The sequence below is a fragment of the Streptomyces olivaceoviridis genome, assembly GCF_014650115.1.
Taxonomy (GTDB): Bacteria; Actinomycetota; Actinomycetes; order Streptomycetales; family Streptomycetaceae; genus Streptomyces; species Streptomyces olivaceoviridis.
In genome coordinates, this window is record NZ_BMUI01000008.1 from 206,609 (window position 1) to 223,136 (window position 16,528).

General features: G+C 76.7%; 17 protein-coding genes. 1 reads left to right on the top strand and 16 read right to left on the bottom strand.

Features of this window, described 5'->3' with window-relative positions:
• Positions 1-95 precede the first annotated feature (95 nt).
• A complete protein-coding gene (locus IE273_RS18000) occupies positions 96-467 on the bottom strand; it encodes a four-helix bundle copper-binding protein (RefSeq protein ID WP_189816199.1) in 372 nt (123 codons plus the stop codon).
• A gap of 146 nt (positions 468-613) precedes the next feature.
• Between IE273_RS18000 and IE273_RS18005 the strand changes: the two genes are divergently transcribed.
• Complete coding sequence (locus tag IE273_RS18005; protein ID WP_189816324.1) at positions 614-964, top strand: DUF6479 family protein; 351 nt, start codon at positions 614-616, stop codon at positions 962-964.
• A gap of 49 nt (positions 965-1,013) precedes the next feature.
• Here the strand turns inward: IE273_RS18005 and IE273_RS18010 are convergent, their stop codons facing one another.
• From IE273_RS18010 to IE273_RS18080, 15 genes are all read right to left on the bottom strand, one after another.
• Positions 1,014-1,469 (bottom strand): RpiB/LacA/LacB family sugar-phosphate isomerase, encoded by a 456-nt coding sequence (locus IE273_RS18010; protein WP_189816200.1) that lies wholly within the window; start codon positions 1,467-1,469, stop codon positions 1,014-1,016.
• A gap of 95 nt (positions 1,470-1,564) precedes the next feature.
• Positions 1,565-1,768: a hypothetical protein gene (locus IE273_RS18015; RefSeq protein WP_189816201.1), complete on the bottom strand. Its 204-nt coding sequence runs from the start codon at positions 1,766-1,768 to the stop codon at positions 1,565-1,567.
• A 90-nt stretch (positions 1,769-1,858) separates the two neighbouring features.
• Positions 1,859-3,067 carry an ANTAR domain-containing protein gene (locus IE273_RS18020; protein ID WP_189816202.1) on the bottom strand — a complete coding sequence of 403 codons (1,209 nt, stop codon included), beginning with the start codon at positions 3,065-3,067 and terminating at the stop codon, positions 1,859-1,861.
• A gap of 179 nt (positions 3,068-3,246) precedes the next feature.
• A complete protein-coding gene (locus tag IE273_RS18025) occupies positions 3,247-3,750 on the bottom strand; it encodes an STAS domain-containing protein (RefSeq protein WP_189816203.1) in 504 nt (167 codons plus the stop codon).
• Positions 3,751-3,875: 125 nt separating this feature from the next.
• On the bottom strand, positions 3,876-4,808 hold the full coding sequence (locus IE273_RS18030) for a glycosyltransferase family 2 protein (RefSeq protein WP_189816204.1): 933 nt from the start codon (positions 4,806-4,808) through the stop codon (positions 3,876-3,878).
• A gap of 220 nt (positions 4,809-5,028) precedes the next feature.
• Entirely contained in the window at positions 5,029-5,970 is a 942-nt protein-coding gene (locus IE273_RS18035) for a glycosyltransferase family 2 protein (RefSeq protein ID WP_189816205.1), read from the bottom strand.
• Positions 5,960-6,964 carry a glycosyltransferase family 9 protein gene (locus tag IE273_RS18040; protein WP_189816206.1) on the bottom strand — a complete coding sequence of 335 codons (1,005 nt, stop codon included), beginning with the start codon at positions 6,962-6,964 and terminating at the stop codon, positions 5,960-5,962. Before IE273_RS18040 ends, IE273_RS18035 begins: the two co-directional genes overlap by 11 nt.
• Before the next feature lie 352 nt (positions 6,965-7,316).
• The gene (locus IE273_RS18045) at positions 7,317-8,738 is read right to left on the bottom strand and encodes a PfkB family carbohydrate kinase (protein ID WP_189816207.1); all 1,422 of its coding nucleotides are present in this window, start codon (positions 8,736-8,738) and stop codon (positions 7,317-7,319) included.
• Positions 8,735-9,718 carry a D-sedoheptulose-7-phosphate isomerase gene (locus IE273_RS45170; RefSeq protein ID WP_189816208.1) on the bottom strand — a complete coding sequence of 328 codons (984 nt, stop codon included), beginning with the start codon at positions 9,716-9,718 and terminating at the stop codon, positions 8,735-8,737. The genes IE273_RS18045 and IE273_RS45170 overlap by 4 nt, the downstream gene beginning before the upstream one ends.
• Entirely contained in the window at positions 9,715-10,947 is a 1,233-nt protein-coding gene (locus tag IE273_RS18055; RefSeq protein ID WP_189816209.1) for a glycosyltransferase, read from the bottom strand. Before IE273_RS18055 ends, IE273_RS45170 begins: the two co-directional genes overlap by 4 nt.
• Positions 10,944-11,906: a glycosyltransferase gene (locus IE273_RS18060; RefSeq protein WP_189816210.1), complete on the bottom strand. Its 963-nt coding sequence runs from the start codon at positions 11,904-11,906 to the stop codon at positions 10,944-10,946. Before IE273_RS18060 ends, IE273_RS18055 begins: the two co-directional genes overlap by 4 nt.
• Positions 11,903-12,913 (bottom strand): glycosyltransferase family 9 protein, encoded by a 1,011-nt coding sequence (locus IE273_RS18065; protein WP_189816211.1) that lies wholly within the window; start codon positions 12,911-12,913, stop codon positions 11,903-11,905. The genes IE273_RS18060 and IE273_RS18065 overlap by 4 nt, the downstream gene beginning before the upstream one ends.
• Positions 12,910-13,896: an HAD-IIIA family hydrolase gene (locus IE273_RS44950; RefSeq protein WP_308437044.1), complete on the bottom strand. Its 987-nt coding sequence runs from the start codon at positions 13,894-13,896 to the stop codon at positions 12,910-12,912. The genes IE273_RS18065 and IE273_RS44950 overlap by 4 nt, the downstream gene beginning before the upstream one ends.
• Complete coding sequence (locus tag IE273_RS18075; RefSeq protein WP_189816212.1) at positions 13,893-14,888, bottom strand: glycosyltransferase family 2 protein; 996 nt, start codon at positions 14,886-14,888, stop codon at positions 13,893-13,895. Before IE273_RS18075 ends, IE273_RS44950 begins: the two co-directional genes overlap by 4 nt.
• Positions 14,885-16,519: a carbamoyltransferase family protein gene (locus IE273_RS18080; protein ID WP_189816213.1), complete on the bottom strand. Its 1,635-nt coding sequence runs from the start codon at positions 16,517-16,519 to the stop codon at positions 14,885-14,887. The genes IE273_RS18075 and IE273_RS18080 overlap by 4 nt, the downstream gene beginning before the upstream one ends.
• Between the last annotated feature and the right edge of the window lie 9 nt (positions 16,520-16,528).

Below are 16,528 nucleotides of genomic sequence, written 5' to 3' on the forward strand. Positions count from 1 at the left end.
AGGGCGGTCCTGACGGCGCACACCGTAGAACGCGTTTCAGAAATTGGGAATGCCGGGGCCCGGGCGGATTCAGGGGCGAGGACGGCCCGGGGCACTCACCCTAGGGTTTCCAGGAAGTCCGCACAGGCGTCGGCGCAGGCCCGGCAGGCCGCCGCGGCGGACTCGGCACCGGGGTACTCGTCGAACACCCGGGCACAGTCCAGGCAGACCGAGCGGCACCAGTCCACTCGGACCCTGATGATCTCCTCGTCCTGTCGGTTCTCCTCGCACAGCACACGGCAGGTGGCGTCGCACACCTCGGCGCACATGATGCCCAGCCGGCGCGCCCGCTCCTGGTGCTCACTCCCGTCCGGGTCGACCAGGCTCGCGCGCACGGCACAGGCCCGGGCGCACTCCGTGCACGCCTGGGCACAGGTGAAACGGTCCTCCAGGAACCGGTAGAGCTGCTGCGAAGTCGGCGATGTCACACCGTGCGGGTAGCCGGGGCGGGCGGCCACAAACCACTGTCCCCAGGGGCCGGCCGGCGGACACCGCTCGCACCTCCACCGCAACCGCCGATGTCCGGATTCGTCCCGCTCTGACCGGGTATCCCTGTTCTATGAACACTGCATCGATGCAGCTGGCCGCGGCGAGCGGCCTGATGAGCCTCTTCCTGTTCATCGTGGCCGTGGGCGTGCTCGCGCTGCTCGCCGGCGGCTTCTGGATGACCTCGCGCGTCAGATACCGCGAGTCGCCGCGCCCCCGCCCCGAGGAACAGCCCAAGCTGCCGCCGGAGGGGCCGGTGCACGAGGTACGGGAGAACCGGGAGTCCGCGGAGATACCGCAGATCCCCAAGGGCGACCGCCCGCTCACCCCGTACGAGCTGACCAACATGGACACCCGGACGAGCGAGTCGAAGCAGCGTCCACGCTGGAGCAAGGGCTCCAGCGGCTCGTTCGGCGGCGGCGGACTCGGCGCCCACTGAGCCCCGGCCCCCGTCGGTGACCCGTCCCGCGCCGGACCGCGGTACGCCCCTAGGAAGAGTCCCGGGCGGCGTCCAGGCGGCCGACGCGGGCCACGTTCCGCCGGTCCTCGGGGTCCTGGCTGGGCTCGGCCGCGAACCAGGCGTCGAGGATCTCCTTCAGCACCGGTTCCGAGGTGAGCCTGAGGCTCAGCGCGAGGACGTTGGCGTCGTTCCAGCGCCGCGCTCCGTCGGCCGTGCCGGCGTCCACGCACAGCGCCGCGCGCACGCCCGGCACCTTGTTGGCCGCGATGGACGCGCCGGTACCGGTCCAGCAGCACACCACCGCCTGGTCGGCCGCGCCCTCTGCCACGTCCCGGGCGGCGGCCTCCGAACAGACCGCCCACTGCGCGTCGGCCCCGGGTTCCAGCGCGCCGTGCTCCCGGACCTCGTGGCCACGGCGCCGCAGCTCCGCGACCAGCAGACGGGCCACGGGTTCGTCCATGTCGGAGGAGACGGAGATCCGCATGCTCCGCAGCCTAGCGCGTGGCGCCCGGACCCGGCCGGACATGCCGGACGGCCCCGCGAAGGGGCCGTTCGGCAGACATCGGGCAGGGTGCGGGGTCAGGGGTGATCGGGCTGCTGTGCCGGAGGCACCCCGCCGCCCTCTCCCCCGCCCTTGCCGCCCTTTCCTGCCTTGTCAGAGCCGTGCGGGCGACCGCCCGCGTCCCGGCCGGCCCGCTGGCGGGCCTTCAGCTCGCCGCTGTCCTGCGGGGTGGCGCCACCCTTGTCACTGCGCCGCTGTTCGGGCTGCTGCGGATCGGACATGCTCCGGACTCCCTCCGGATGGTGCGTGCTCCGTACGGGGTCCGGGTTCCCAGGGGGACGCGGGTGACGCACACCGGCGGTGGACCGCAGTCACGGCGTGGGGCGGGTCAGCGCCCGGTGGAGGTGTTCGAGGGCGTCCAGGAGCACCGAGCGGTGGTACCAGCTCAGCCAGGCCGACGTGTCCGAGGCGAGCAGGGCGAACGCCTCGGCCTGCGCGGCGGTCGTCCGGTGGCCGGCGTCGGGCCAGTGCAGGGTGATCACGCCGGTGCACGTGCCGGCGGAGGAGAGCACCGGGACGCTGTGCACGGCTTGGGTACCGGTGGCCAGCAGCACGCCCCGGCAGTCGTCGGAGAGCTGCGCGTCCGTCGCGACGTCGGGCACGCTCACCTGGCGGCCCCGGACCCGGGCCGCCGCGTCGGCCGTGCCGTCGCCCCGGCCGCGCACGAGCTGGTCCAGGAACGCCTCCGCGCATCCGTAGTGGGTCTCCGGCGTCAGGGCGTTCACGGCCGGGTCGACGAACTGCACGTACCCGGCGGGCGCCTTCCCGATGGCCAGCGCCTCGTGCAGGACGGCGTCGATCATCTGCCGGCGGTAGCGCGGGTCCCGGCCGCCGCGGGCCAGTATCCGCAGCTGCGGCACCGGCAGCGAGCGGCGGCCCGGGAACCACACGTCGCCGTCCGGGGGCCGGGCCACCACCACGGCCGAGACGAGGACCCGCAACGGCACGTTGAACCGCTGCGAGGCCTCGCGCAGCGCCCGGAAGGCGCTGCCGGAGTCCGGCAGTCCGTAGCGGACCATGAGCGTGCCCTGGGCCATGCCGATCACCGGCGCGGTGCGCACCCGGGCGCGCAGCGCGCGGACCTCCTTGTACAGGTCCTCGTACGAGGGCCGCAGCGGGTCCGCCATCTGCGACCGCCAGGCGGGCAGCTCCTCCACCCGGGAGGCGACGCGGGCCAGCTCGCGCAACGCCTCGTCCAGGGTGGCGTACAGCCGGACGCCGTCCAGACGGGCCAGGTGCACCGCCTCGCGGACCCCGGGCCGGGCGCGGACGATGATCAGGTCGGGGCGTCCGGTGCGCGCCCGGGTCGTCTCGCTGAGCGTGCGCAGCACGGCGGCGCCGCCGAGCTGGACGTGTGCCATGTCGAGCACGGGGCGCAGTCCGGCGCGGTCCGCCTGTTCCAGGTGACCGCGCAGTTCCTCCGACCAGGTCTGGGCTCCGTCGGCGTCGAGGCTGCCCGACATGCGCAGCAGGAGGGCGCCCTCGGCGGGCAGACCCTCGACGACGGAGGACTCGATCACGAGGGGAGCCGGTGCCGCAGGCCGGCCGGAAGAAGGTTTCATCGCATCACCCAGACAGGACGTCCCAAAGAACTCGATCGGCCTCTTCCCGACCTGTGCGCCATCCCGCACCGTAGGCCCCGGGCCATCGGCCGCGCCATCCACCGCGCCGTGCGGCGGAGCGGCGGGCGGCGCGGTCGCTATCCGAGGCCGCCGGGGTCCGGGCGGGCCGGTTCGTACGCCGGTTCGTACGCCCGTTCCCGGGCCGGTTCGCGGGATGTCAGGGCGTCCAGGGCCGACGTCAGGGTCGCGTGCACCCGGATGCCCGGCAGGCCGGCCGAGGTCAGGGCCTCCCGGACGTGCGGTCGGGGCTGTACGACGGACAGGGCGCGGCCGGTGTGCGCGAGGGCCCCGGTCGCCCGGTCCAGGGAGCGGACCGCGTCGGCACAGGCGAGATAGGCCTCGCTCAGGTCCAGCAGGGGGTGTTCACCGGCCTGGCCGGCATGGGCCACGTGCTCGGCGAGGGCTTCGGAGAACAGCCGGGCGTTGGAGGCGTCGACCGTGCCCCGGGCCTTCAGGACGCCGATGCCGCCGAGCCCCGGGCGGTGCTCGTGCACGGTCTGTAGGAGCAGCGGGGCGGGGCCGCCGGGGCGGACGCGGGCGGGGGACGGCTGACCGTCTTCCCTGGGTGATCGGGTTTCCACGGGGATCGGGCTTCCTGGAGGCGGGAGGAAGGATCAGCCGGCCGCGTCTTGACCGGGACATCACTGTGCCCGCGCCGTGCGGGGGATGCAACGACGTCCCCGGGCGTGTCGTAGCGCAGGGGGTCTCAGCCGACGTACCGCCGGGCGGGTGAGTTCCTGCGGGCTCTTTCGAGTGCGGCGAGCCGGCGTTCCAGGTCCGGCGGTACGGGGTCGCGCTGGCGCAGCACCCACGGCAGTCCGGCGGTGGCGTGGGCGAACGCGCGGGCGGAGGCGGCGTCCCGGGGCACGGTCCGGATGAGGTGCCCGGTACGGCGCAGCGCCGGCAGCAGCGGGCGGCGCAGCCAGGTGAACCACAGGGTGTTGCGCAGTCCGAGGACCCGCCGGGCCGTGCTGTCGCGCAGCCGGGAGGCGTGGTGGTGCACGGTGAGTTCCTCGGCGTAGGCGAGCCACCAGCCCTGGCGGAGCAGGTCGCAGGCGAGCAGTTCCTCCTCGCCGCCGAGCCACAGGCCCGGGTGGAAGCCGCCGCCGGCACGGAAGGCCCCGGTGCGCAGCACGGTGGCGGCGGCGAGGAAGGAGCCGAGGGCGGGTCCGGGGAGCCAGTCGGGTCCGGACAGCGGGGACTCGCGCAGTTCGCGCACGACCGGGTCCTCGGTGCCCTCCGGTTCCACGAGGATCCGCGCGGTGACGCCCGCGAGCCGGGGCCCGGCGTCCAGCAGGTCGGCGGCCCGGCGCAGGCTGCCGGGGGCCCACCAGGTGTCGTCGTCGCAGAAGGCGACGTACGGCGTGTGCACCCGCTGCACGGCCAGGTTGCGGCCGATGGCGCCGAGGTTGCGGCCGGGGCGCAGCAGGGTCATCTCCGGGAACTCCCGGGCGACCGCTTCGGCGGTGCCGTCGGTGGAGGCGTTGTCGGTGACGATCACGGGCGGCCGTTCGGGCAGCCGGCGCAGCAGGGCGAGGGTGCGCAGCAGTTCGTCACGGCGGTTGTGGGTGATCAGGACGACGGTCGTACGGTCGTCGGGGGCGGTCCGGGTGGGGGCCTCGGGGGCGGTACTGGTCATCGTCCGGCGCCTCCGGGTGGGTGGTCAGGGGGCGGGGTCGTGATCGTCGTGATCGTCCGGCGCCTTGCCGTGGTCTCTTGCCGTGCGCGGCCAGGGTGGAATGGTCGTCGTCCGGGGTCTCCGCGTACGTGCCGGGCCGGATCGCGGGCGCTGGCGTTGGGCGGCACCCTCTCGTGGGGCGTCGAGGGGGTCCCGGGCATGGGGCTCGCCGCCGTACCGGTCATCGCCCGGTGCTTCTCCGGGGGCGGGCGGCCGGGTCGCGGTCGAGCAGGCCCGCGGCGTGTTCGACGGGCGGGGGCAGGGGCCGGCGGCGGGCGAGGGCGGCCGGGAACCGGGCGACGGTCTCCTTCAGGGCGCGGCGCGCTCCCGGGCGGCCCGCCGCGGCGGCCAGCGCGAGGTCGGCGCCGGCGCGCAGGACGACCGGCCAGGGGCGGCGCAGGCAGGTGGTCAGCACGTGGTTGCGCCGGACGAGGAAGGAACGGCCGGTGCGGTCGTGGTCCTCGGGGTGGTGGCGGGCGCGCAGGGAGGGTTCGTAGGCGACGCCCCAGCCCGCGGCGGCCAGGTCGTAGGCGAGCAGGGTCTCCTCGCCGCCGAAGAAGAGCAACGGGTGGTAGCCGCCGGCGCTCAGGAAGGCCTCGCGGCGGACCACGCAGGCGCAGCCGAGGAACCCGAGGACCGGGCGGCCGGGCAGGTCCGGTTCCAGCGGGAGCGGGGAGGCGGCGAGCACCGCGTTGAGGGGGTCCTCGGCGGCCTCGTGGCCGACCAGGGTGCGGGCGGCGAGCAGGCCGAGCCGGGGGTGCTGGTCGAGGAGGTCGGCGGCGCGGGCGAGGCTGCCCGGCTCCCACCAGGAGTCGTCGTCGCTGAAGGCGACGTAGGGGGTGCCGGCGTGCCGGACGGCCAGGTTGCGGCCGAGGGCACCGGTGTTGGCGGCGGGCCGCAGCAGGCGGGCGATCGCCGGGTGGCCGGCCACGGCGTGGCGGGTGGTGTCGTCGCGGGAGTTGTCCACGACGACGACCGGCGGACGCTCGGGCAGCGCGGCCAGCACGTCCAGGGTGCGCACCAGGCTGGCGCTGCGGTCGCGGGTGATGACGGCGACCGTGACGCGCGGGTCGCCGGCGGAAGTGGGCCGGTGCACGCGGTCGGGGGCCCGCTCAGTGGACATGCGCCACCTCCGGTCCCGGCCGCCGCTGCCGGCCGCGCACGTCCCGCAGGAGCGTCAGACAGGCGGCGGCGACCTCACCGGCGCGGAGGCGCAGCAGGCGGGCGTCGGGGGTGCGGCCGTGCGGGTCGCCGGGCGGACCGGGCTTCCACAGGGCCAGGTGGTCCGGGCTCGGGGGTGGCCCCCACAGCCGCGGGGAGACCGGTCCGAACAGGGTGACGGAGGGGGTGCCGTGGGCCACCGCGAGGTGGGCGAGGCCGGTGTCGCCGCTGAGCACCAGGGACGCGCCGGCGACCAGCGCGGACAGCTCCCCGAGCGGCAGACCGCCGGACAGCGCGTCGCAGCCCCGCCGGCCGCCGCGTTCGGCCACCGAGCGGACCAGGGCGTCCTCGCCGGGGCCGCCGGTGAGGACCACGTGATGGCCGGCGGCGCGCAGGGACCGTACGACGGCGGCGAACCGCTCCCCCGGCCAGCGGCGCGAGCCCGAGGCCGCGCCGGGGTGCACGACGACCGCGCCCGGGGCCGGGGACGGGGTGGTGGGCCGGGGCAGCCGTAGGTCCAGGGGGTCGGCCGCGATGCCGTAGGCGTGCAGGAAGGCGCACCAGCGGTCCCGCTCGTTCGCCCGGTCCCGCCACGGCGGGCCGTCCGGGCAGGCGTGGGCGAGCAGCCGGCGCGGGCGCAGGGCGGCCAGGGCGTCACGGCTCTCGGGGCCGTTGCCGTGCAGGTCGACCGCCACGTCGGGGGGCGGGCCGGACCAGTGGCCGAGGTCCGGCACCGCGCGGCCCGGCTCCTCGGCCGGGAACACGGCGTCGACCGCCCCGGTCTCCAGGGCGAGTCCGGTGAGTCCCGGCGGCTGGGCGAGGACGACCTGGTGGCCGGGAAATGCCCGCCGGACGCCCCGTAGCGCGGGCACACCGGCCAGCAGATCGCCCAGGCCCAGGGCGCGCAGGATCAGGACGGTCGGGGGGTGCGGGGTGGGGATCGGGGTGCGGGTCACCGAGTGGGTCCTCCGTAGCGTGCGGAAGCCGGGGACGGGCGGCGGGCCGGGCTCCGTTCGCCGACACCGCCCACCGCAGCGGGCGGTACGCCTCGGCCGGCGGTGCGGGGCGCGGTCGGGACGCTCGCGCCGGGGGCCGGCGGTCGGTTCCGGCGCCGGGTGCGCGGAAGGCATCCGGCGCCCGCCGGCCGGCCTCCCCCGTACGAGGCCCGCACCAGACGTGCGGCGCCTGCGCCACGGCCCGGCGCGGCACCCCGGAGCGAGGCACGCGACCGGCATCCGGCGCTCGGCGGCCACCGGTTCCCCCGGAGCGGGGCGCGACGGGTCCGCCCGGCCGGGGGCTGCGCCGTGCTCACCTGGCGTCTCCTCCCGTGGGTGCCGGGGCCAGGGCCGCGCGGCGGGCGAGACCGGTGGTGGAGCGGCCGTCGAGGTAGGGCAGCAGCAGGACCTGGCCGCCCCAGCTCTCCACGAGGGGCTGTTCGGGCAGCCGGCTCCGGGCGTAGTCGCCGCCCTTGGCCCAGATGTGCGGGCGGAGCTCACCGAGGATGCGTTCGGGGGTGTCCTCGTCGAACACGGCCACGGCGTCCACGCACTCCAGGGCCCGCAGCACCCGCACCCGGTCGGCGGCCGGGACGAGGGGGCGGCCGTCGCCCTTGCGGCGGCGGACCGAGTCGTCGGAGTTGACGCACACGACGAGGCAGTCCCCGGCCCGGCGGGCGGCCTGGAGCAGGGCGACGTGCCCGGCGTGCAGCAGGTCGAAGCAGCCGCCCGCGGCGACCACGGTGCCGCCCGCGGCCCGCACCCGCGCGGCCGTGCGCACGGCATCCGTGGTGGTGTCGCCGTCGCCCGGCGCCTCCTCGGCCGTCTCCGGCTGGTCCGGGACGGCGACCGCGCGGGCGCCGCCCTCGGTGACGTACCGGGTGGCGGCGTGGACCGCGGCCTGTACGGCGGCCTCGGTGAGGGCGCCGTCGGCGAGCAGGCCGGCCGCGGCAGCGGCGAACCGGTCGCCCGCGCCGCACGGGTCGCCCGTGGCGGCGGCCGGGGTCGGCACGAGCAGCGGGGTCTCGCCGTGGGAGAGCAGGGCGCCGCGTTCGCCGAGGGTCACCGCGACGGCCTGGGCCCGCCAGGCCCGCACGAGGCCGCGGGCGTCCCGGGCGGCGGTGCGCAGCCCGGCCGCGTCGCCGGGCTCGGCGTCGTCGAGCTGCCGGGCGAAGGCGCGGGCCTCCTGGGCCGAGGGCGTGGCCAGGCGGACGCCGGGGACCGGGGGCCGGCCGCGCACGTGCGGGTCCCAGACGACGGGGGCCGCCGTGTGCGCGAGGGCGTCCCGGAGGACGTCGGCGGTACCGCGGCCGTAGTCGGCGACGAGGACGCCCCCGGCCGCCGCGATCGTGGCCACCGCCTCCTGGGTCGCCTCGCGGGCCCGGCCCTCGCCGTCGTCGAGGCGGAGCAGCGGCCGGTCCCCGGCCAGGACGCGGGTCTTGCTGCTCAGGGTGCCCTCCAGCGGCACCTCGACCAGGCCGACCCGGCCGGAGAGCAGCTCCCGCAGGGTGTCGCTGGCGGCGTCGGCGCCGAGGGCGGTGACCAGGGTGACGGGCCGTCCGTCGGCCGCCGCGAGACAGGCGGCGAGGGCGGCGCCGCCGGGCCGGGAACTGCGCCGGGTGCCGTGCACGACGGGGACGGGCGCGTCCGGGGCCAGCCGCTCGGCCCGGCCGCACAGGTCGTGGTCGAGCAGGGCGTCGCCCACGACGACCAGGGGTGTCTGCGAGGCGGTCATGTGTGTCCCTTCCTGGGGGCTGCGGGCGTGCCGGGCGTGGCCCGGCCGACGGTGCGGGCGCGGCCCACGAGCCGCCCCACGACACCGGGTTTGCCGTCGGCACCCGGCCGGCCGTCGACACCGGACCGATGATCGGCACCCGTCGCGCCGCCGGCACTCCGCCGGCCATCGACACCCGGCCGACCATCGGCACCCCGCCCGCCGTCGGCACCCGGCCGACCGTCCTGACCCCGTCGGCCATCGACAACGCGCTCGCCCTCGCCGCGTCGCTCGCCCTCGGCAGGTCTCTCGCCCTCGCCGCCCGCCCCGTCCCCGGTATCCGCGTCCGCCCGGTCGTCGGCGCCGGTGTCCGCCGTCCCGTGGTCGGCCTCACCCCGTTCGACGGCCTGGTCGAAGGCCTCGCAGAGCATGTGGACGGCGACCAGGTGCAGTTCCTGGACGGTGGCGCCGAGGGGGGCGTCGACGCACAGCGCGTCGTCCGCGCCGAGGTGCAGCGGGTTGGGGGCCCGTCCGGTCAGCGCCCACACGGTCATGCCGAGCCGGTGCGCGCGGTCGGCGGCGGCCAGCAGGTTGGCGCTGGCGCCGCTGGTGGACAGCAGCAGGAGTACGTCGCCGGGGCGGCCGTGCGCGGCGGTCTGGCGGGCGAACACCTCCTGGACGCCGTAGTCGTTGGCGATCGCCGTGGTGGAGGAGGTGTCGGCGTGCAGGGCGACCGCGGAGAACGGCGGCCGGTCGTCGCGGTAGCGGCCGACGAGTTCGGCGGTGAGGTGCTGGGCCTGGGCGGCGCTGCCGCCGTTGCCCGCGACGAGCAGCCGGGCGCCCGCGCCCAGCCGCCGGGCGAGTTCGGTGCCCCAGCGCTCGATGAGCGCACCGTGGTCACGGAACGCCTCCAGGGCCTTGGCGAGGTCGTCGCAGTGCGCGGTGGCGGTGGCGGTGTTCCCGTGCGCCGTGCAGGTGACGGCCTTCGCCCGACTCCTCATCGGACCACTCCCGAGAGCGAGCGGACGGAGGACACGGCGCCGTACACCGCGGCCACGCCGTCGGCCACCCGGTCCCAGGTGTAGTGGCTGAGCACCCGGGCGCGGCCGGCGGCTCCGTACCGGGCGAGCCGGTCGGGGTCGGCGAGGAGGGCGCGGACGACCGCGCCCAGGTCGTGGTCGTCGTCGGCCGGGACCAGGACGCCCGTGGTGCCGTCCACGACCGTGTCGAGCTGGCCGCCGACGGCGGTGGCGACGACCGGGGTGGCACAGGCCATGGCCTCCAGCGGGACGATGCCGAAGGGCTCGTACCGGGGCAGCGACAGCACCAGGTCGGCGCTGGACATCAGCCGGGGCATACGGGCCCTGCCGACCCCGCCGAGCAGGGTGACCCGGTCCTGGACGCCGTACTCGCCGGCGATGCCGTAGAGGCGCTCGGCCTCGGGTTCGGCACCGAGCAGGTCGGCCTCGGGGCCGCCGGCGACCAGGAGTTCGGCGTCGGGGACGTCGGTGAGGGCGCGGATGGCGCGGTCGAAGCCCTTGCGGGGCACGAGCCGGCCGACGGCCAGCAGCCGCCTGCGGGCGCCGGGCGGGCGGGTGCGGGCGACGGGGGCGAACTGGTCGGGGTCGACCCCGCACGGTACGACGCTGATGCGGTCCTCGGGCAGCCCCATGGCCTTCAGTTCGGCCACCTCGTCGCTGCACGTGGCGATGATCCGGGCGCATTCGTGGCCGATGGCCTCCTCGATGGCGAGGCGCTGCGGTGGGCTGGTGTCGGCGGCGCCCTGGTAGCGCTTCTTGACCGTGCCCAGCGCGTGGTAGGTCTGCACGACCGGGATGCCCGGGTCGCGGGCGCCGGCCAGGGCGGCCAGGCCCGACATCCAGAAGTGGGCATGCACCACGTCGGGTGGGCTCTGGGCCCACTGCCGGGCCAGGAAGTCGCCGAACTCGGGCATGTGGGGCAGGAGTTCGTCCTTGGGGACGGGTGCGGGCGGTCCGGCGGGCACGTGCACGACCTGCACGCCGTCGATGAGGGTCACCCGGTCCGGAAGGCCCGCAGAGTCCCGCCGGGTGTACACCGTGACCCGGTATCCCTTTCTGGCGAGTTGCCGGGCGACCTGTGCCACGTACACGTTCTGGCCGCCCGCGTCCGGCCCGCCGAGCGCGGCCAGGGGGCTGGCGTGCTCGGAGACCATGGCGACGCGTCCGGCCGTGTGCGGAATGCGGCTCATCGGGTGACCTCCTTGATCAGGCGCTCCCAGTCGTCCAGGAAGCGCCGCTCTCCGTAGCGGCCCTGGGCGGCGGCCCGGGCCGCCGCGCCGGTGCGGCGCGCCGGCCCGGGGTCGGCGAGGAAGGCCCGTACGGCGTCCTCCAGGACGTCGAGGCGGTTCGAGACCACCCCGGCGCCCTCGGGTATCGCCTCACGGGCCTCCGTGGTGTCCAGGGCGACCACGGGCATGCCCAGGAACATGGCCTCCAGCAGGGACAGACCGAGCGAGGTCCAGCGCACGGGGTGCAGATAGACCCGGCACCGGGCCATCTCCCGGTGCAGCGCGTGCTGCGGCAGGTCCCGGGTGCGGCAGCGCTCGGGCGGCAGGCCGAGGTGCTCGGCGAGTCCGTCGGTGCGCATGCCGAAGACGTCCAGGGGCGCGGAACGGGCGAACCGGGGCAGCAGGTCGGTGCCGGTGGTACGGCCCCTGCGCACGGGCTCGTTGACCACGACGGCCGCGCGCCGCTCGGTGCCCGTGTAGAGCGCGCCGGGGTCGATGATGCCGTGCTCGACGACCTCGGTGGGGGCCTGGCCGTTGTCCCACATCAGCCGGTTGAAGTGGGTGACGTGCACGACGGGGATCCTCGACTGCCCGGCCAGCGGGTGGAGTTGACGCTCGGGCGACTCGTCGGGGCTGTTGTGCTCGACGTACACGGCGGGCACGTCCACGCCGGGCCGGCGGCCGGTCCAGCGCAGGGCGAGGTCGAGTTCGTGCGGGCGTTGCAGGACCATGAGGTCGATGTCGCAGTCCCACAGTTCCTGCGGCGTGCGTTCCCGCACGCTCCGCGGCCAGTCCCAGGTGACGGCGCGGCCGAGCCCGTCGGGTCCGCGGTCGTCGGTGACCGGGACGAGGTAGGTGTGCGGGCCCCGCACGAAGGCGGTGAGCCAGGATCCGTGCACGTGCCAGACGAGGATGTTCATGACTGCCGCTCCTGGATGAGCTTGTGCACCGCGCGCACCACGTCCTGTCCGGTGACCTCGTCCAGACAGGGGTGGCCGGGCACCGGGCAGGTGAGGGCCCGGGTGCCCGCGCAGGGCGCCGACTGGTCGCCGAGCAGGATGACGGGGACGCCGTACGGCGCCCAGCGCCCGGCCGGTACGACGGGTGCGAACAGCGAGACGACGGGGGTGCCGACGGCGGCGGCGAGGTGGGCGGGGCCGGTGTTGGCGCTGATCACGACGTCGGCCATGCGCAGCACACCGGCGAGGGTGCGCGGGGAGGTCCGGCCGCCGAGGTCCACGGCCAGATCCCCGCTGACCCGCCGGGTGAGGCCGGTCTCCTCGGGGCCGCCGGTGACGACCACGCGGTGCCCGGCGTCGGCGAGCAGCGCGACCGCCTCGGCGCAGCGGTGCGGGCTCCAGGCGCGGGCGGGGGCGCTGGCGCCGGGGTGCAGGACGACGTAGGGGCCGTAGCCGGTGAGGCTGCTGGTGTCCGGGGGCGGGAGGACGCGCAGCCGGCCGTCGTCCCCCGGCGGCGGCGGGAAGCCCGTCGCGGCGGCGGTGTCCAGCGCCGCCTCGGCCTCGTGTCGGCCCGCCGGCCGCCGGTGGCGTACGTCGAGCAGCCGGCCGGCGTGGTCGACGCTGTCGGCGCCGATCCGGCCGACGCCGGCGAGCCGGAGCAGCAGGGCGGTGGGAAGCGGGCTCTGGTGGAAGGAGGTGAGGACGAGCGCGGTGTCGTAGGCCCCGGCACGCAGCCGCCCCACCAGCCCGTCGATGTCCGCGGGGCTGACCGGGGGCGGGTCGAACCCCTCCCAGGGCGCCTCCCACACCAGCACCTCGTCCACCCCGGGCAGCAGCCGGGCGGCGTCCGCGCCGCGGGGGCCGCACAACAGGGTGACGTGCGAGGACCGGGCGGCGACGGCACGTACGGCGGGACCGGCGAGCAGCACATCACCGAAGCTGTCGAGCCGGACGACGAGCGATTTCACGCCGACCACCCCCCGTGGGCCCGCCCCACGGCCGCCCGGGGCCGGTCGGGGACCGACGGCTCGGGCGCGGACGGACGGGGCCGCTCCGGGGGCATCCCGCCCGACGCGGGCGACGGGGACTTCGCCGGGGCCGCCTCGCCTGACACGGAAGCCGGGAGCTCCTCCCGGGCCGCCTCACCCGGCACCGACGCCGGCCATTCCTCCGAAGCCGCCTCACCCGACACCGGCGACCGTGTCCGGTGCAGGGCCGCCGGACCCGACGCGGACGGCCGCCGGGACCCGGAGACCACCGTGGCGCGCCCGGACGGTCGTACGCCGTCAGGCCCCTCGGCGTCCCGCACGGAGGACCACCGGCCCTCGGAGACCACCGCGGTGCCCTGGCGGGACCACCGCATCCCGTCGCCGGCCGGTGCCGTCCGCGCGGGCGGGGCGTGCGGGGGCCGTCGCGGTGGGGCGAGGCCCGCCTCCGTCAGGGCCGCGCGGACCGCGGTGAGGGGATCGGGGGCGCTCTCCACGGCGAAACGTTCCACCTCCGCCGGCGCGGTGGCCGCGTTCGGGACCAGGACGCCCCGTGCGCCGGCCGCGCGGGCGGCCAGCACGTCGGCGGCGATGTCCCCGATCACCAGGCACTCGGACGGCGGTACGCCGAGCCGGGCGGCGGCGGTGCGGACCAGGCCGGGGCGGGGCTTGCGGCAGGCGCAGCCGGCGTCGGGGGCGTGCGGGCAGAACACCCAGGTGTCCAGCCCGCCCAGCAGTTCGTCGGCACGCTCGTTGACGCGGACCACCTGGTCCACGGTGAGCAGTCCGCGGCCGACGCCGGACTGGTTGCTGACCACCCCGGTCGGCAGCCCGGCGGACCGGGCCAGCGCGACGGCCGCGGCGGCGCCCGGCATCAGCCGCACCCGGCCGGGGTCGCCGTTGTACGGCACGTCCACGACGAGGGTGCCGTCGCGGTCGAACAGGACGGCGGACAGCCTGCTCACCCGGCACCTCCCAGGGGCTCGGCGTGCCGGTGGCGGACGACTCCGCGCAGCCAGTGGCGGACGGCGAGCGGCGGGATGAGCACGCTGGTGCCGAGCATCCCGGCGATCTCGCGGGCGGTGCGCGGCCCGGGCAGGATGCGGGCGAGGGCGAACTCGGTGGTGCCGAGCGTCCACAGGGCGGCGTAGGCGGTCGCGGCGCGGCGCCGCCCGGTCAGGGCGCAGCCGGCCGCGGCGAGGGCGGCGCCGGTGACCACCAGGTGGCGGGGCAGCCGGCCGCGCGGCGCCTGCGCGCGGTCCCACCAGTCGCGGCCGTGCAGCCGGTTCATCAGGGCGTCGTCGGCGTTGCCGCGCTGCGCGGGCAGCGAGGCCCACCAGTGGGCGGGGCGGACCGGGTGCCGGGTGACCCGGGTGCCCCGGGTCAGGGACCAGCCCGCCCGCTGCACGCGCAGGGCGAGGTCGGCGTCCTCGCGGAAGGCCCGCGGGAAGCGTTCGTCGAAGCCGCCGGTCCGCTTCAGCGCCTCGGTGCGGTAGGCCATGTCGGCGGTGGCCCAGGCGGCGTTCTCCAGGCCCTTGGTGGTGCGTTCCCAGTCGGTGGGCCGGCGGTCCGGGGGCAGGGGGACACGCAGCCGCCCCTGGACTCCGCCGACGTCGGGGCCGGCCTGCCGCAGGTCGTCGGCGAGCCGCCGGGACCAGTCCGGCAGCACCTGGACGTCGTCGTCCAGGAAGACCGTCCAGGGTGTGCGGACGGTCTGCCAGCCGGCGTTGCGTGCGGCGGCCGGCCCCGTGCCGCCGGTGCGCAGGGTGCGCACCCGGTCGAGCAGTTGCCCGGCCGGTTCCAGGGGCAGGTGGCCGTCGGGCGCGGGCCGGTCGTCCACGACGACCACCTCGTGCGGCGGATGGCCCTCGGCCGTGGCGAGCGCGCGCAGGCACTCGGCGAGGCAGGGGCGGCCGATCGTCGGGACGACGACGGTGTAGGCGGGGGCGTCGGTCATGCGAAGGCCTTCCCACGGCGGATCGCGAACGGGCCGAGCACCAGCAGGTCGACCGGGGCCGAGCCGAAGCACTCCAGGGCGTCGCGGGGGTCGTCGACCATGGGCCGCCCGGCGGTGTTGAGACTGGTGTTGACCACCACGGGCAGTCCGGTGCGCCGTTGGAAGCCCTCGATCATGCGGGCCACCAGGGGTTCCTGGGCGCGGTCCACGGTCTGGACGCGGGCCGTGCCGTCGACGTGCACCACGGCCGGGATGCGGGCCCGCCACTCGGCGGCCACGTCGTGCACGAACAGCATGTGCGGGCTGGGCAGCGGCCCGTCGAAGATCTCGCCCGCGCGCTCGGCGAGCACCATGGGCGCGACGGGCCGGAACTCCTCGCGTCCCTTGACCGCGTTGAGCCGTTCCAGGTTCTCCGCCTTGCCGGGGTGGGCCAGCAGCGAGCGGTGCCCGAGCGCGCGCGGCCCGTACTCGCTGCGCCCCTGGAACCAGGCCACGATCCCGTCGTCGGCCAGCGCCTGGGCGGCGGTCTCGGCGATGTCGGCGGGCTCCTCGTACGGTACGGCCGCCCGCTCCAGCCACGCGCGCAGCTCGGCGTCGCTCCAGCCCCGGCCGAGCGCGGCGGTCGGCATCGGCTCCAGGGTGTCCTTCTGCCCGGCGACGTACGCCGCCGCGCCCAGGGCCGTACCGGCGTCGCCGGCGGCGGGCTGCACCCACACGTGCCGGAAGCCGCTCTCCCGCCACAGCCGGGTGTTGGCGACACAGTTCAGGGCGACACCGCCGGCCATGGTGAGCGCGTCCTCGCCGGTGCGCTCGCGCAGCCACCGGGCGAGGGCCAGCATGGCCTCCTCCAGGCAGAGCTGGGCACTCGCGGCGAGGTCGGCGTGGTCCTGGTCCCAGGCGCCGCCGGGCGGGCGGGGCGGGACGAACTCGGCCCAGGGCACCGGGCGGGCCCGGAAGCCGCCCTCGCCGTCGGCGTGGACGTACGCGCGCAGCCGGTCGGCGTGGCGCGGGGTGCCGTAGGAGGCGAGGGCCATGACCTTGAACTCGTCGCTGCTGCGCAGGAATCCGAGGTGCTGGGTGAGGTCCTCGTAGAACAGGCCGAGGGAGTCCGGCAGTCGCTGGGTGCCGAGGACGGTCAGTTCCCGGCCGGTGCAGCGGCCGGCCAGGTGGGAGCCGCACTCGCCGCGGCCGTCCAGGACGAGGACGGCGCAGTCCGGGTACGGCGAGACGGGCCCGGCGGAGGCCGCGTGCGCGACGTGGTGCGGGACGAACCGCACCTTGGCCGGGTCGAGTCCGGGCAGGGCCTCGGCGAGGAAGTCCGGTGCCTCGCGGGCGTACTGCTGCCGCAGGTGGTCCCAGGGGTCGTGCAGCCCCATCTCGTCGGCGGGGCGGGCCAGCGCCGGGTCGTAGGAGTAGGCGACGGCGTCCAGGTCGGACGGGGTGAGGCCGGCCTGCTCCAGACACCAGCGGGCCGACTGTCCGGGCAGTTCCCAGGCCGAGAAGGGAACGGGCCGCTTGCCGTGCTTGCGGCGGGAGAACCGCTCCTCCTCCGCCGCCGCCACGACCCTGCCGTCGGTGACGAGGGCGGCGGCGGGGTCGTGGAAGAGTGCGTTGATACCGAGGACGTGCATGCGCTGTCT

Bases quoted from the DNA above. Each gene is read 5' to 3' on its own strand.
- IE273_RS18005 (WP_189816324.1), top strand. From the start codon at position 614: ATGCAGCTGGCCGCGGCGAGCGGCCTGATGAGCCTCTTCCTGTTCATC.
- IE273_RS18010 (WP_189816200.1), bottom strand. From the start codon at position 1,469: ATGCGGATCTCCGTCTCCTCCGACATGGACGAACCCGTGGCCCGTCTG.
- IE273_RS18015 (WP_189816201.1), bottom strand. From the start codon at position 1,768: ATGTCCGATCCGCAGCAGCCCGAACAGCGGCGCAGTGACAAGGGTGGC.
- IE273_RS18030 (WP_189816204.1), bottom strand. From the start codon at position 4,808: ATGACCAGTACCGCCCCCGAGGCCCCCACCCGGACCGCCCCCGACGAC.
- IE273_RS18035 (WP_189816205.1), bottom strand. From the start codon at position 5,970: ATGTCCACTGAGCGGGCCCCCGACCGCGTGCACCGGCCCACTTCCGCC.
- IE273_RS18045 (WP_189816207.1), bottom strand. From the start codon at position 8,738: ATGACCGCCTCGCAGACACCCCTGGTCGTCGTGGGCGACGCCCTGCTC.
- IE273_RS45170 (WP_189816208.1), bottom strand. From the start codon at position 9,718: ATGAGGAGTCGGGCGAAGGCCGTCACCTGCACGGCGCACGGGAACACC.
- IE273_RS18055 (WP_189816209.1), bottom strand. From the start codon at position 10,947: ATGAGCCGCATTCCGCACACGGCCGGACGCGTCGCCATGGTCTCCGAG.
- IE273_RS18060 (WP_189816210.1), bottom strand. From the start codon at position 11,906: ATGAACATCCTCGTCTGGCACGTGCACGGATCCTGGCTCACCGCCTTC.
- IE273_RS18075 (WP_189816212.1), bottom strand. From the start codon at position 14,888: ATGACCGACGCCCCCGCCTACACCGTCGTCGTCCCGACGATCGGCCGC.
- IE273_RS18080 (WP_189816213.1), bottom strand. From the start codon at position 16,519: ATGCACGTCCTCGGTATCAACGCACTCTTCCACGACCCCGCCGCCGCC.